The organism is Bradyrhizobium sp. LB11.1 (assembly GCF_040549385.1).
In the GTDB taxonomy this organism is placed as follows: Bacteria; Pseudomonadota; Alphaproteobacteria; order Rhizobiales; family Xanthobacteraceae; genus Bradyrhizobium.
On the sequence record NZ_JBEPTH010000019.1, the window covers coordinates 44,556 to 59,124 of the forward strand.

12 protein-coding genes and 1 pseudogene are annotated in these 14,569 nt (G+C 62.2%); 4 read left to right on the top strand and 9 right to left on the bottom strand.

Going from position 1 to position 14,569, the window contains the following annotated elements:
• Positions 1-30: 30 nt before the first annotated feature.
• The 4 genes from ABIA96_RS32555 to ABIA96_RS32570 all read right to left on the bottom strand — a co-directional run bounded on the left by ABIA96_RS32555 (position 31) and on the right by ABIA96_RS32570 (position 3,253).
• Positions 31-315: a hypothetical protein gene (locus ABIA96_RS32555; RefSeq protein ID WP_502918866.1), complete on the bottom strand. Its 285-nt coding sequence runs from the start codon at positions 313-315 to the stop codon at positions 31-33.
• A complete protein-coding gene (locus ABIA96_RS32560; protein WP_354141011.1) occupies positions 312-1,112 on the bottom strand; it encodes a DUF2092 domain-containing protein in 801 nt (266 codons plus the stop codon). The genes ABIA96_RS32555 and ABIA96_RS32560 overlap by 4 nt, the downstream gene beginning before the upstream one ends.
• 502 nt (positions 1,113-1,614) lie before the next feature.
• On the bottom strand, positions 1,615-2,847 hold the full coding sequence (locus ABIA96_RS32565) for an HlyD family secretion protein (RefSeq protein ID WP_354141012.1): 1,233 nt from the start codon (positions 2,845-2,847) through the stop codon (positions 1,615-1,617).
• On the bottom strand, positions 2,840-3,253 hold the full coding sequence (locus ABIA96_RS32570) for a hypothetical protein (RefSeq protein ID WP_354141058.1): 414 nt from the start codon (positions 3,251-3,253) through the stop codon (positions 2,840-2,842). Before ABIA96_RS32570 ends, ABIA96_RS32565 begins: the two co-directional genes overlap by 8 nt.
• A 163-nt stretch (positions 3,254-3,416) precedes the next feature.
• On the opposite strand from ABIA96_RS32570, the gene ABIA96_RS32575 reads away from it, so the two are divergent.
• Positions 3,417-3,869, top strand: a complete 453-nt coding sequence (locus ABIA96_RS32575; protein WP_354141013.1) for a hypothetical protein — start codon at positions 3,417-3,419, stop codon at positions 3,867-3,869.
• 25 nt (positions 3,870-3,894) lie between these two features.
• On the top strand, positions 3,895-4,695 hold the full coding sequence (gene ppk2, locus ABIA96_RS32580) for a polyphosphate kinase 2 (protein WP_354141014.1): 801 nt from the start codon (positions 3,895-3,897) through the stop codon (positions 4,693-4,695).
• Between the two features lie 70 nt (positions 4,696-4,765).
• Here the strand turns inward: ppk2 and ABIA96_RS32585 are convergent, their stop codons facing one another.
• Together ABIA96_RS32585 and aspD are read right to left on the bottom strand one after the other, a co-directional pair.
• On the bottom strand, positions 4,766-5,200 hold the full coding sequence (locus tag ABIA96_RS32585) for a hypothetical protein (RefSeq protein WP_354141015.1): 435 nt from the start codon (positions 5,198-5,200) through the stop codon (positions 4,766-4,768).
• A gap of 61 nt (positions 5,201-5,261) precedes the next feature.
• The gene (gene aspD, locus ABIA96_RS32590) at positions 5,262-6,881 is read right to left on the bottom strand and encodes an aspartate 4-decarboxylase (protein WP_354141016.1); all 1,620 of its coding nucleotides are present in this window, start codon (positions 6,879-6,881) and stop codon (positions 5,262-5,264) included.
• Positions 6,882-7,188: 307 nt separating this feature from the next.
• On the opposite strand from aspD, the gene aspT reads away from it, so the two are divergent.
• Together aspT and ABIA96_RS32600 are read left to right on the top strand one after the other, a co-directional pair.
• Complete coding sequence (aspT, locus tag ABIA96_RS32595; protein ID WP_502918867.1) at positions 7,189-8,877, top strand: aspartate-alanine antiporter; 1,689 nt, start codon at positions 7,189-7,191, stop codon at positions 8,875-8,877.
• A 42-nt stretch (positions 8,878-8,919) separates the two neighbouring features.
• Entirely contained in the window at positions 8,920-9,303 is a 384-nt protein-coding gene (locus ABIA96_RS32600; RefSeq protein WP_354141059.1) for an aspartate-alanine antiporter-like transporter, read from the top strand.
• A 1-nt stretch (position 9,304) separates the two neighbouring features.
• On the opposite strand, the pseudogene ABIA96_RS32605 reads toward ABIA96_RS32600, so the two are convergent.
• From ABIA96_RS32605 to ABIA96_RS32615, 3 genes and pseudogenes are all read right to left on the bottom strand, one after another.
• A pseudogene (locus tag ABIA96_RS32605) lies at positions 9,305-11,996 on the bottom strand (decarboxylase).
• A 136-nt stretch (positions 11,997-12,132) separates the two neighbouring features.
• Positions 12,133-13,836, bottom strand: a complete 1,704-nt coding sequence (locus ABIA96_RS32610) for a SulP family inorganic anion transporter (RefSeq protein WP_354141018.1) — start codon at positions 13,834-13,836, stop codon at positions 12,133-12,135.
• On the bottom strand, positions 13,833-14,453 hold the full coding sequence (locus ABIA96_RS32615) for a YoaK family protein (protein WP_354141019.1): 621 nt from the start codon (positions 14,451-14,453) through the stop codon (positions 13,833-13,835). Before ABIA96_RS32615 ends, ABIA96_RS32610 begins: the two co-directional genes overlap by 4 nt.
• Positions 14,454-14,569 lie beyond the last annotated feature (116 nt).

Sequence of the window (14,569 nt, forward strand, 5' to 3'; positions counted from 1 at the left end):
TGCGACTTCGACAGACCTGGAAACCGACCCTCAACAGCGGGTGACGACCCGGCCATAAGCATCAACCGCCTGCACGCAAGAGGATCCATAGTACGCGCCGGCCGCACCGGCCGCCGCGCCTACGGCCACCGCGCGGCGCGTCGTCCGCCGGGCGACTCCGGCATAGCTCATGGGCGTGAGCGGCCTTCCGACCCGGGCCTCCGCTTCGGAGAAGAAGCCGCTCTCGGCCACACGACCCGCGCCATTCCACGACATCCCGGCGGCGAAGGTAGCGACGGCGACGGCACACATGAAGATCGTTCGTGATCTGCTCATTTCGTGACTCCTGTCGGTGTACCGGGGGGAAGTTCGTCGAAATCCGCCACCGCGGCGGCATCCAGATCGATCTTGGTGGCGCCGGCTGGGGCCTTGAACACGAAGGTGTCGGCGTCGGTGAAGGCGTCAGTCTTCCAGTCCCTGATCCGCAGCGTGTATTGCGGCGCACCCGTGAGCGTCTTACTGGTGATCACGTATTTTCGCGGCACGGGCTTTGCGCCGGGCTCGATCCAGATCTGCCAGTCGGTGTCCGGCGTGCGAAATGCGAGATGCTCGCATTCAACGCCGTCGATCACGCCCTGACCGATGTGCTTGCCCTCGGTGGTCGTGGCCATCAGTTCGTCGAACGCGTTGGCGAGGATGAGGTCGGTGCCCGGCATGCCGAGACCGGAGTGGGACTGCATGCCAGCGATCATCTGATCCACGGTGCCCGGCGCATCGGCCTGCATGTAGGATTTGGCATCGTTGCCGTAGAGCGAAATGGTCTTGCCGTCATAGACCAACTCGACGTCGGAATAGCCGCCGGTGCGGTTGACGCGCAACTTGTCGGGCCGGCTCAGCTTGATCTGGCCGGAACTCGCGAACTGGATCTTCTGGAGCTCCGGCGTGATGATCTCGATGTCGCTCTCGAAGGATGCGGACAGCGTGGTCTGGCTGCCGAGATAGTCGGTCATCGCCTTCAGAATTTTGGCCGGATCATCGGCGCTCGCCGGTGAGGTCGCTGCAAGCAGCAACACGGCCGCTGCAGCGCCCCACATCACGCGGAAGCGTACGTGAAGGAATGCTTCTTGTTTCATATCGATCCTCCTGAGATAGGGGGCTATTCAGCGCGAGTTCGAACCCGCTTCTTTGATATGTATCAAGCTTCGCGTCGGGCTATATCGCGCGGGGCAGCGATAGCTAGTTTCCTGACCTCGATCCCCCCGGGGAACGGGCGGACCAGGCTGTCGGCATCGAGTTCCTTCAGGTTGGACTGAACACTGGACAGCACGATGTCGGTCGCGCAGGCCACCATCAGATTGACATTCGGACCGTTGTCCTTCCTTGCCTTGATCCTGCAGCGAGCAAACTGCCGACGATCTGATCGCCATCAATGATAAAGCCGCCGCCATAGACGTCCAAGATATCAATGAAACCGAGCTTGCCGCCTGGCGCGCGAACACTTTGTCGCAACGATCCGCACCCGTGGCCCAGGCACCGTTCAGGTCGACGCACCGGCGCCGCCGGATGTTACAAGGAGCGAGCCGATCAACGACGCAGCCGAGGCGAACGACTTGCGTAAAGCGATCATGATTCTGTTCAATGACCGCTCAACACCAGTGTCTTGATCGGCAACAGGAGTGCCTGGATACGCAGCAGCAGCGCGTGCACGAGGCCCACGCCGTCAACGACGTGCAGCGCAATGGCACGGCCGGTCGAGGTGTCCTTGGCAGAGATCTCCTCATGATTACTGGTATAGGCGTTGACGATGCAACTGCTGCCCGGCGTTACGCCCTCGAGCCCGCCCTTGTAGAGCGGCTCCAGGAACGCGAGAATGGTACCGGGTCTCGCGGCATTCTGCGCCTCGACCAGTTGTTGTCCCCCCGAGACCTGTCCGGCCGCGATGTAGTCCTGAACGGACGTCACGACCATCGGGATGATCACCCAGGGTTTGGAGATGCAGCTCGCTTCAGCCACCATCCCTTCCTTGATCACGTTCGACTCGATCTGCCCAAAACCTGCCTGCAAGCTCTTCCTGCCCGCTCCCTCCGGGATCAAAATCCCGGCCGGCCGCATGATTTGGGCGACAAGGTCTCCCCTCCGAAGGAAGAACTGCTCGACGCGCCCATCGACGCCGGCGCGAACGATGGTCTTGTCGAGATCAACCTGAGCTTGCGCGAGCGCAGCTTCAGCGCTGGCCTTCTGCGCCGGCAGAAGCGTCGAGACCTGCAGGGCCGCGGATTGACCCACGGCAGTCGCCGCGTCGATGCCGGCCTGGCGATGATCGACCATGACCTGCAGCTTGTCGATGTCGCGTTGCGCAACGATGCCGGGATTGCGACGTTGCAGCTCCGCTTTCGTATCAAGCTCATCCTTGGCCTGCTGGTAGTTGGCCTTGGCTTCCTGAGTCTGCGCCTCAGCCTTGACCACGTCGGATTTCGCCGCCACCAGCGACGCATCAATCTCGGCAATCTTCCGTTTGGCGGTTTCGAACGCGGCCTGCTGCTTGGAACTGTCCAGTGTAAAAAGCACGTCGCCCTGCTTCACCTGCGCGCTGAATCCGACCTTGACCTCCTCGACGCGTCCCGAGCCCTCAGGCAGGATCGGCACTGTACGGAAATACAGCGTCGCCGACTCTGCGGTGGGATGGAAATAGAAGATCATGGTGATCAGCGCGACCGTGAGCATCAGGCAGCCCGTGATGCCCCATCGCAGCTCGTACCAGACGGAAAAGAACGTGATCTCCTTGCCGAACCGCTTTCCCTGGGCATAACGCCGATAGAGATAATCCGGCACGATCGTCAGCAGGGAGCAGAACATGAGTTCAAACATGATTGTGCTCCCTTTCCTTCGCCGGTCCGGTTGGTTGCGATGGCGGCGGGCCGGGTTGCCCGTCCTCGCTCACCTCACCCGGCGTCGTGTCGGCGATCTTCTCGACGGAATCGGCGATGCTGCGCAGCGGCGTGCCGAAATCCGGAAGATCGATCAGCGCCAGCAGCAGGCCCGCGACCCAGAAGATGTGCATGTGCGTGAACAGCGAGATCAGGCCGAGCACGGCGACGAACTCGAATTGCAGCTTCTGCGACTTGTGCGCCATCCGCTCCGGCAGGCTGTGCAGTTTCCAATAGAGCGTGCCAACCCACAGGATGACGCCGATCAGAAACACGCCCATCACCACCATCAGCGTATCGGTGCCGCTCCCGGGCGCGAGATAGAACGGCAGATGATGTGGCGCCATCGGATGCAACTGCTCGTTCAATTGTCTCTCCCCGTCAAACGTGCTCTGGCGACACTGTGTTCAGGCAGTCTGTCGGTTTGCTTGATTTGAATCAAGGGAATGTTCCCCGCCGAATATAGCGTTTCGCGAATGCTGGTTGAATAATCACTGGGAGTCGCCTGTCATGCCCGGCCTCGACGATCTCATTCCCAACGCCACCCAGATCCGGAAAGAAGCCGCCCGCAAGGAAGCGGAGAAGGCCGAGGAATATGTTCGCCGCGCCGCAGCCGCTGACGCCGAGAAGCGCGCGCTGATCGACCGTCTGGGCAAGCCCTCCGGCAAGAGCGAGGAAGAGAAGATCAAGCTCGCGGCGACCATCATCCAGCGAGCCGTGAGAAACGGTCTGACCGAGGTGCTCGTCTATCGCTTCCCCAACTCGCTCTGTACCGACAAGGGGCGTGCCATCAATCAGATGGAAACAGGCTGGCAGAACACGTTGACCGGAATCCCCAAGGAGATCTTCCAGCTCTGGGCCGACTACCTCCAGCCGCGAGGTTATCGCATCGCCTACCAGGTCATCGATTTCCCGGGCGGCATGCCGGGCGATATTGGCGTCACTATTTCCTGGGACCATTGACGAGCGCAACAACGAAAGGACCGGCATGGCCAAGCACGCGCCCGCAGAACGCATGAAGCGGAAGGACTACGAGAAGGAGCTCGAAAAGCTCCAGGTCGAGCTGTGTCACCTCCAGGAGTGGGTCAAGGCCCAGAAATCGAAGGTGATCATCATCTTCGAGGGCCGCGACGCCGCCGGCAAGGGCGGGACCATCAAGGCATTGACCGAAAAGGTGAGCCCGCGGGTCTTCCGTATCTGCGCCCTGCCCGCGCCATCCGACCGCCAAAAATCCCAGATGTTCCTGCAGCGCTATATCCAGCAATTCCCGGCCGGCGGTGAGATCGTGATCTTCGACCGGAGCTGGTACAACCGCGCCGGCGTCGAATATGTCATGGGCTTCTGCTCGGCGGCCGAACACAAACGATTCCTGGAACTGTGTCCGCAGGTCGAGAAGTTCGCGGTCGAGGCCGGCATCCTCCTGATCAAGCTTTGGCTTGAGGTCGGCATGGAGGAGCAGGAGCTGCGCTTCAAGGCGCGTATCGAGGATCCGCTAAGGCAATGGAAGCTGAGCCCGATGGACACCGAGTCGTTCGGACGCTGGTATGATTACTCCCGCGCGCGCGACATGATGTTCGAGGCGACCGACACCAAGCACGCGCCGTGGCGGCTGATCCGCTCGAACGATAAGCGACGCGCGCGGCTCAACGTCATCTCACACATCCTGCAGACGATCCCCTACAAGAAGGTCAAGCGCGAGAAGGTCAAGCTGCCACCGCGCTCCCACAAGGGACGCTACAACGACCAGGCCAGCCTGCGCGGCCTGAAATTCGTTGAGGAACGTTACTGAAGCGCCCTCAATCATGAAAACGAAAAACGGGCTGCGATGCGGCAGCCCGTCTTGTCGTGAGCCTCGTGGACTATTTCAGCCGGATCGTGACGCCGCCGACCGCGGCCGATACTTCCGCGCCGACCTTCGGTCCGCTGAGCTGAAGGATCACGCCATTGCCGTTCTGCAGCTGCACGGCGCCAGCGCCGGCGGCAATCGCGCCACCTGCTCCGCCCGCCGCGTAGGAGCCTTCAATCGACTGCGGTCCCTTCAGATTGAGCGCGCGACCGACCAGCCTGCTGGTCGAGGCGCCAACGGTGAAGCCCACGCTCATACCGGAGACGGTGAAGGGATATTTGTGCCCTCGATATAGCAGCACGCCGTCCCCGCCGCCCACGCCGACGATGAAGCCGCCCTTGGTGAAGACGACGGCGACCTGGCCGGTGTCGGCACGCGAGGGCGTAGTGAAGCCGGCGACAGTTACGAGCGAGGTGACCAGGGCAGCGTAGATGGCAGTCTGTTTCATAGTTCTGTTCCCCCTTTTGGTAATGATGCAGAAGCGCTTTGGATTGACCGGGAGCTCTCCGTTACTTTGTGCCGCCTTTGGCCGCCTCGTAAGCGTCCCGATAACCTCGCGCGATGGCACGCACGCCTCGCCCGATATCGTCGTAGACATCGTCGGGGAGATTTGCCAGCGACACCCGAAGCGACCATTCGGGCGCGTCGAAACCGCCGCCATTCAGCAACACGATGCCATGGGCTTCGGCCAGCCGAAACGCGAGATCGAGCGGATGAACATTCTTTTTCAGGTAATCGACGGCCTCGTCGCCGATGTTCTTACGAGCCCAGAATTCAAAATCGATCAGGCCGTAGTACGCATCATAATTGGGATTAGGCGTAAGCTTGTCAGCAAGACCGAGGCCGTCAAGCAGCGACCACAGTCGCTTGTTGACGATTTCCATGCAGGCGGCCTGATAGGCCTTCTTTTCATCGAGCATCTCCGAAAGGGAGAAAAGGCTCATCATGACCTGCTGCGGCAAAGACAGGCCTGCAGTGTGATTGAGCGCCACGTCCCGACTATCGGCGACGATCCGATCGATCAGCTTCAGCTTGCGTGGCTCCAGCGTCAGCGGACCGTAGCGCTTGTCGAGGGCCTTCACGGCGGCATCGGGCAGCTTGGCGATCATCTTGTCGAAGATGTTGTCCTCGTGAATGGCAATCGCGCCGAGCCGCCAGCCGGTGCAACCGAAGTACTTTGAATAGGAATACACGCCGATCGTGTTGTGCGGCAGCTCGCCGAGCAACGATCGGAAACCGTGCACGAAGGTGCCATAGACGTCGTCGGTCAGGAGCATGAGGTCGGGGCGCTTGGTCTTGACCAGATTCGCGAGCTTGGCGATCGTCTCCTTGCTCAGCGCCATCCCGGGAGGATTGGACGGATTGACGACGAAGAAGGCCTTGACCTTCGGATCTTCCAGCTTCTTGATTTCCTCGTCGGTGAACTGGAATCTGTTTTCCTGCGGAGCTCTGATCTGAACGACCTTGAGGTCGTAGTCCTCCAGATGTGTCATCTCGATGTAGGGCGTGAAGATCGGCGTCGCCAGCGCGATGGTGTCGCCGGGAACCAGCAGACGATTGGCCTTCAGTGACTTGAAGAGGTAGCACATCGCCGCCGTGCCGCCCTCGACGGCATAGATGTCAAATTTGCCCGCCGGCTTCGGCTCGCCGCATACGGCCCACATCAGATATTCGTGCACGATCCTTTCGTTGTGCACGAGCATGCGGTCCGGCACCGGATAATTGTCGCCGATGATGGAATCGACGAGCTCGTGGACGAAGGCATCCGGATCGAACCCGAATTTTTTGACCGCAAAGGGCAGCATCTCCTTGAGGAAGCTCGCTCCCGGCATGTCGGAATGGCTGGCGAGCCATGACTCAAATCGTGCCGCGATGCCCTTCGCCTGAGGCATTCCTCCCACGCCGGCGGGATGCTCCATCACCCGCTTGCTTTCGCCGATGGCGAATTGCCCGAGCAGGAAGAAGCCTTCACGCGGGGTGGTCGCGATCCAGTTCGGGTTGCCCCGGCCGGCGTTCAAAAACGCGCTCTGCGTTCGCTTCGAGGTCGCCTTCGCCAGGTTGATCAGTTCGTCCTTGATCTCGAAGGGGCTCAATGCCTCGAATTTCTTCAGAGTTAAAAGGTCGGCCATGTGAAACTCCCGAGCTGTGCAACCTGCTAAGGCGGAGCGGACAGGCGTCATCGCCTGTGCGATCACCGCAGGATGATCGGTGGCCGACGACGATCCTTGATCTATCTCAACGGTTCGGCCGCGACGAATGACGCCGAAGCGCTGCAACGCAGCGAAGATGCGACCGCGACGGCATCGGGTGCAAGTCGGCGCATACGGTTGACATAGATCAACATCGGAAGGTGAGCCGTCGATTGCTATTAGCTGACTCGACCTGAGCCCTTCGCCGGCTCTTCAGCGCTTTCACACAGCATGAACGGGGGACGTGATGAATTGGTTCTTCCAGACACTCAAGAGCTATCCGGAAATCGCGATCTTCCTCTCGCTGGCTCTGGGCTATTACTTTGGCTCCTTCACCTACAAAGGCCTCGGCCTCGGCGCGGTGACAGCGACGCTGATCGCAGCCGTCATCATCGGCCAGATCGGGATTACGATTACGGGCCCGCTCAAGCCGTTCTTCTTCCTGATGTTCCTGTTTGCCATCGGCTACGGCGTCGGGCCGCAATTCGTGCGCGGCATCGCGCAGGACGGCGTGCCCCAGGCGATCTTCGCAGCCGTCGTGTGCGTGTTCTGCCTCGCAGCCGCCTATCTCGGCGCCAAGGTCGCCGGCTACGACGTCGGATCTGCCGTGGGGCTCTATGCCGGCTCGCAGACCATCTCGGCGTCCATGGGCCTTGCGACCGACGCGATCAACCGCCTCGGCCTGCCTGCGGAGGAAGCGAAGAGGTTGCTCGACGGGATGCCGGTCGCTTACGCGGTCACCTATATCTTTGGCACGGTCGGGTCTGCGATTGTCCTGGCTCTGTTGGGCCCGGCCCTGCTCGGCATCGACCTGGAGGCGGCGTGCAAGAAATATGAGGAGGAGCACGGCGGCAAGAAGCAGTTGGGTGGTCCCGGCACCGCGTGGCACCAGTTCGAGGTCCGTGCATTCCGCGTTCGCGAGCGCGGCCCGGCGGTCGGGAGGACAGTGCAGGAAGCCGAGGCGCTGGTTCCGGATCAGCGGGTGTTCATTCTGCGGCTGCGACAGGACGGGAAGATCATCGATGCCATCGCGGATGCCGTGATTCACGCGGGTGATGTCGTGGCCGTGGCGGGCCGGCGCGATGTGCTTGTCCAATTGATCGGTGAACAGGCGGAGGAAATCGACGATCGCGAGCTGCTTGCCATGCCGATCGAAGGCCTCGAGGTCTACGTGACCAGCAAGGACGTCGACGGCAAGACCCTGGAGGAGCTAGCGAAGAGACCGGCATCGCGCGGCATATTCCTGCGCAAGATCACGAGGGGCGCGATTGCGGTTGAGATCCCCATTCTTCCCAACACAAAGCTGAACCGGGGCGACATCGTCACCATCGTTGGACGCACGCCCGATGTTGCGGCGGCCACAAAGATGCTGGGCCGGCCGGATCGAGCAACCGATACTGCTGACGTTGCCTTTATCGGTGCCGCCATTGCCATCGGCGCGCTGGTCGGCGCGATCGTCTACAAGATTGGCAGCGTGCCGCTCACGTTGTCCACCTCGGGCGGAGCACTGATCTCAGGGCTGCTCTTCGGCTGGCTGCGTTCCGTGCATCCGACTTTCGGCCGGATTCCCTCACCGACCGTCTGGTTCATGAACTCCGTCGGTCTGAACGTCTTCATTGCCATCGTCGGTATCTCGTCGGGACCGGGCTTCGTTGCCGGCCTGAAGGCGCTTGGCATTGGCCTGTTCCTCTGGGGCATCGTGGTGACCACCGTGCCGCTGATCCTCGCAATGTATGTCGGCAAGTACGTGTTCCGCTTCCATGACGCCATCTTGCTCGGATGCTGTTCCGGCGCACGGACCACCACTGCCTCGCTCGGCATGGTCAACGATCGCGCCAAGAGTCAGATTCCGGGGCTGGGATATACCGTGACATACGCGGTCGGAAACACGCTGCTGACAATCTGGGGAATGGTCCTTGTCATGCTGATGACTTAGCCAGGCCGGCCGCGAGTACGAGCGTCGCGCACGCGTTACCCCCTGTTCGGACAAATTCCCGACGGCGCCATCAGCCTGATGACCTCGCTTGGGCTCGCAGCTTTCGTCGGGCTGACCGGCATCCACGCCGGGCCGATCTTCCTGTCGGCCCTGCGTGAAGCCGGCATCGGCCTTCTGCTGGGAGGCATGGCCGTCACGCTGCTGCCGCAGATCGTCGGATTCTGCTTTGGCCATTTCGTGTTGCGGATGAACCCGATCCTGCTGCTCGGCGGATTGACCGGATCGCAAACGGTAACGGCCGCGATGGCCGCGCTCCAGGAACGCGCCGGCAGCCCCGTCCCGGTTCTGGGCTACACGCCAGCCTACCCGGTCGCCAACATCCTGTTGACGACCTGGGGCTCCATCATCGTGGCCGTCTTCGCCTGAACTATGAGGCGGCCTTCAGCTTCGGCTGCGCACCAGGCTTCGGCCGCCCGAGCTTCGCCAGGGCTTCGGTGCGCACGAGCTTCAGGCCCTCCTTGGCGTCGTAGCCGTGGATCTCCTTCACATCGAGCTTGCGCATGAAGTCGATGGTCTCCTGGGTGATGACCTGGCCCGGAACCATGATCGGGAAGCCCGGCGGATACGGGATCACGAAATTGGCAGATACGAGTTCGGGGCCGGCCTTCAGCCGCCGATCGATCTCGGGATCATTGAGGCGAAGGTGCTCGCATCCCGCAGCGTCATAGGCGGAATAGAAGCCGCTGCGGATGTCGCCTTCATTGGTCTTGGTGCCCGCATCACCGCGGAAGCTCGGGTGGAAGTGCGAGAAGTTCGGCAGATCAGGCACGTCCGTCATCAGGCTCTTGACCCGCGCCTCGAAGGTCTGGCGCGCGTTGGCGCCGCCTTGTGCGAGCCCGCGGTCCACCTCGCCCGCGATCTCAGCGAGGACGCGGATGAGATGAGCGACGTCGCTGCGGGTATTGTTGATGTTGGACTGGACCAGCACCGAATTGCGCGATGTCTTGTTGACCTGGATGTTGTACTCGTTGGCCAGAATGCCCTTGAACTGGGTGCCGTCGAAGCCGGCCGTGCCGCACACGAGCGTCATGCGGGTCGGGTCGAGGCAGAATTCGTCGTCGTCCAGGCTCTTGAGCGTATTGGCCCAGTTCACGCCGGCCGCGAGATAATCGGTGAAACCGCTCTGGCGATATTGCGCCGGCACCATGGCGTCGGCGCCGAGGACGCGGAAGTATTTCGAGAGCAGCGGATTGTTGTTCACCGCCTGGCCGCCGCGAAATATCGAGGCTGGCGATGAGCTGCTGGTTCGGGCTGGTGGAGGCGTGGGTGAACACGGCTTCCTTGAACTGCTGCTCGACCGTGTGGAATTCGACATCCTTGACCGACAGCATCGAGCCCTGCCGGATCGCAGACATCGATTTATGGGTCGAGTTGGTCTGGTAGACGCGTAGGCGAATCTGGCGCGGATCGGGAATGAGCCGGGTCTTGAGCAGCACCTCGTTCGTCGGATTCTTGCCGAGCTCGGCCTGCTGTTTCTCATAGGCCGCGACCGACTTCGGGTCGTGCATCCACGCCTCGATCTCGTTGGCGGCGCCGAGGCCAGTGCGGCGGCGCAGGAACGGCGAGAACCGCGCGAAGCCGAACCAGGCCTCGTCCCACAGGAAGATCAGGTCCGGCTTGATGGCGAGACATTCTTCCATCACCCGGCGGGTGTTGTAGATGTGGCCGTCGAAGGTGCAGTTGGTGAGGTCGAGCAATTTGACGCGGTCGAGCCGGCCGTCGGCCTTGGCGTTGAGCAGCGCCTGCTTGATCGTCTTCAGCGGCACCGCGCCGTACATCGAATATTCCGTCATCGGGAACGCTTCGACATAGAGCGGCTGGGCGCCAGCGAGCACCATGCCGTAATGATGCGACTTGTGGCAGTTGCGGTCGACGATCGCGATGTCGCCCGGTGCGAGCAACGCCTGCACCGCCATCTTGTTCGAGGTCGAGGTGCCGTTGGTGACGAAGAAGACGCGATCGGCGCCGAGCGCCCTCGCCGCCTTCTCCTGCGCCTTCTTGATGGTGCCGGTCGGCTCCAGCATGCTGTCGAGGCCGCCGGTGGTGGCGCTGCTCTCGGCCAGGAACAGGTTCGGGCCGTAGAACTCGCCCATGTCGCGAATCCAGTCGGACTTGAAGATCGACTTGCCACGGGCGATCGGCAGCGCGTGGAACGTCCCGATCGGGCGCTGCGCGTATTTCTTGAGATTGTCGAAGAACGGCGTGTCGTAGCGATCCTGGATGCCTTCGAGGATCGACAGATGCAGCTCCAGAAGCTCTTCGACCGAATAGAAGATGCGGCGGACGACATCGGCCTCGGGATTGCCGGCCAACTCTTCGACGTCGCGGTTCGAGATCATGTAGAGATCGAGCTCGGGCCTGACCCGCTTGATGATCTGGGCGAGCCGCAACGCAGACGCATCGGCTTCCTCGTTGAGGCTCGCCGCCGCGGTAATCGAACGCAGCACCGGCGCATTGTGACGGGACCGCAGTCCGAACCCCTCATTGATGATGACCGCACCGAGGTTGGGATTGAGCATGGTTGCGCAGAAGGCGTCTTCGAGACTGCCGACGATGACAGGCTCATAGAGGAAGCCGTCTTCCGGACGGCGCAACTTCCGCCATTCGGCTGCGAGCGCGGGCCATTGGCTGGATGATACGCCGGTAACAATCAGCGTCTCAAAATAAGGCCGGCGAGCTGAATGTGCGCCCAGGACGGGTGACACCAGTTCAGGCGCATCGCCATTGCCGTCGTCCTTGGCATTCCAGTCGCCAGCGTGCTGGCGGAACGATCGCGTCGCGAGGGCCTGGGTAATCCTGCTCGCAAGCGACCGTGACGCGGCCGCATCGCCGGCGGACGCGGCTTCGCGCATCGCTGCCATCAATTGCAGACCGGGATAGCCGTGGAATTCCTCGGTCACCGAGAGCTCGGCCAGCGCCGCGTCGTAAGCGGCGCGATCGCCGCCGCGAGCCCATACCTTCGCCGCCTCCACCAGATCACGCCAGTCGTCCGCCCGCGCACCAGGACCGGAGAAGAACTGATCGATGCGCTTCTGCGCGGCCTGGGTTTCCTTGGACATATGCCTCTCCCGATCCCTTGAAGCGAAAGGTGATACGGGATCATGCTTTGGGCGCCGGTCGCTCCATTGATCCAAGTCAACAGTCGCGTGTATTCTCAGCGTGCCACGCGATGCTACTCGCATCGCAACAAGCTCGTCACGCCGTTCGCTGAGCCTGATCGCCCTTGGCGTCACCGAGAACGCTGTCGAGCGAGCGCAGCCACTGGCCGCTGTCGGTCTTCTCCCCCAGCCCTTCAGCGCGCAGGAGGTCGCGGAGCTGCGCATGCGCGCCGACGATACACAGCGTGACGCGCCGTGACGCAAGCTCGTCATGCAGATCGTGCAGCATGCGCGCGCCGGCCAGATCGATATAGGGCGATGCTGACAAGTCGCAGGCGACCAGATGGATGCCCGGCGAACTCTTGAGTGCGGCCAGCACCGTGTCCAGAATCGTCTCGGCATTGATGTAGAGCAGTGAGGCTTCGGGGCGGAATGCGATGACCCCGACCAGCGGCTCGACGTCCGCGTGCCGTGCGCTGTCCGAATAGCGGCCGCTGCCGGGCAAACGGCCAAGGAACGCGACGTTTGGCCGCGACGCCCGCGCCAGCAGCAGGAAGATCGACGCAATCGACGCCAGCAGGACGCCTTGGAGGATGCCGAGCAGCAGCACGGAGATCAGGGCGATCGATGCCGCGCAGAAGTCGATCCGGCTGACGTGCCACATCCGCACGAGCGCACGGACGTCGACCAGCTTGTAAACCGCGGCAAAAACGATGGCCGACAGCACTGCCTTCGGCAGATTGGTGAGCAGCCCGGTAAAGAACAGAAGACACAGCCCGAGCGTCACGGAGCAGATCACCAGAGCCAGAGGAGTTCGCGCACCGGCGCTGTCATTGACCGCCGACTGCGACAGGCCGCCGGCAACGGGATAGCCATGACCGAAGGCTGCCGCGAGGTTGGCGGCGCCCAGTCCCAAAAATTCCTGTCGGACGTCGAGGGGGTAGCCGTGCTTGGCGGCAAAGCTCCGGGCCGCCGAGACACCTTCAATGTAGGCCAGCAGCACGCAGCCGGCGGCGAGCGGAAACAGATCGTCGAACTCCAGGAGGCCGAAGGTCGGCATTCCCAGCGCCGGCAACCCCTCCGGAATCTTGCCGGTTACGGGCACCCCGAGGCCCGGGAAACCGAACACCGTCGCCACCACGATCGCCAGCGCCACGATGGTGATCCCGACCGGCTTGCCTGGCAGAAGCCGTTCGCCGAGCAGAAGCGACAGGAGCGCGACCGCACCGATCGCGAAGACGAGTGGATCGAGATGACCGAGTTGTCCGGTCAGCTTGATGATGCGGTCGAAAAAATTATGGCCGCCGCCCGCAACGCCGAACAGGCTCGGCAACTGGCTCATGATGATGGTGAGCCCCGCCCCCGCCTTGAAGCCGACCAGAATGCTGTCGCTGACGAGGCGGACAAGCACGCTGAGCTTGAACAACCAGGCGATGAAGCACAGCACAGCAACGCCGAAAGCCGCGAGGCTTGCGATCTGCGCATAGCGCGCAGCATCGCCGCCGGCGAGCGTGCCGACGGTTGCAGCGATCATCAGGGAGATCGCCGAAGTCGGACCGATCGCCAACTGCCGCGATGCCCCGAGCAGAGCATAGCCGATGCCCCCGAGCATGTAGCCGTAAACGCCGATCTGCGGCTGCAATCCGGCAAGCGCCGCGTAAGCCAGCGAGACCGGAATGGCGTAGGCGGCAAGCGTGATGCCGGCTATGGCGTCGGAGGAAAGCCATTCGCGACGATAGGCCGCGAGCCAGCCGGCCGGCGGAAAGAGGCGCGTCCAAGTCGGTTCAGAAGGCGAATTCATTTGACCACCTCTTGTGGCACCGTTTGGCAGCGCAACAGGACGATCAGCAGCGCGAGTACGGGAATACCGAGCGAGAGGTTGGGAATGATCTTGGTGGTGAACGCCCCGACCGCTGCACCGAAGCCGAATGCGGCGCATAGCGCGATGAATATCCACGTGCGGCGCGTTGTCCCGGCCGGCGTACCGCCGGCGACCATCGTAAAAATGTTCTCGACGGCCTGGCGCATGTTGCCGGTGATCATCACGGTGCTGCACAGCGTGCCTTCCACCTTGGTAAAGATTCCCGCCTGAATGGCGGCTACAAGCGACAGGCCAAGCGTGCCCGCGACCTCAGACATTCGATTGTGCAAAATGCCGATCGCGACCAGCAGGACGATCTCGATCAGGACGCTGAGGGCGCTCGCCCGTTCGCCCGCAGCGCGGCGCAACCAGGCGGCCAGCACAATGCCGCCGGCAAAGGACAGGATCGGGGGCACGAAGTGCAATGCCTTCGCCCAGATGCCAGCCATCGCGTTGACCCAGAGAAAAATCAGGTTGGCGGTCTGGGCATTCGCCAGCACGCCATGCAGGATCCACGCATAGGCATCGATGAAGCCGCCGGCGAATGCCAGCAGCAAGACGATCGCGACCGTTTCGTCGCGGCGGATTGCGCTGGCTGCGACGTCCAGAGAACTCATATCAGCTGCTGTTGCAAACGCCTCATCAGCTCATAGGCATTGCATCGCACGTTCCG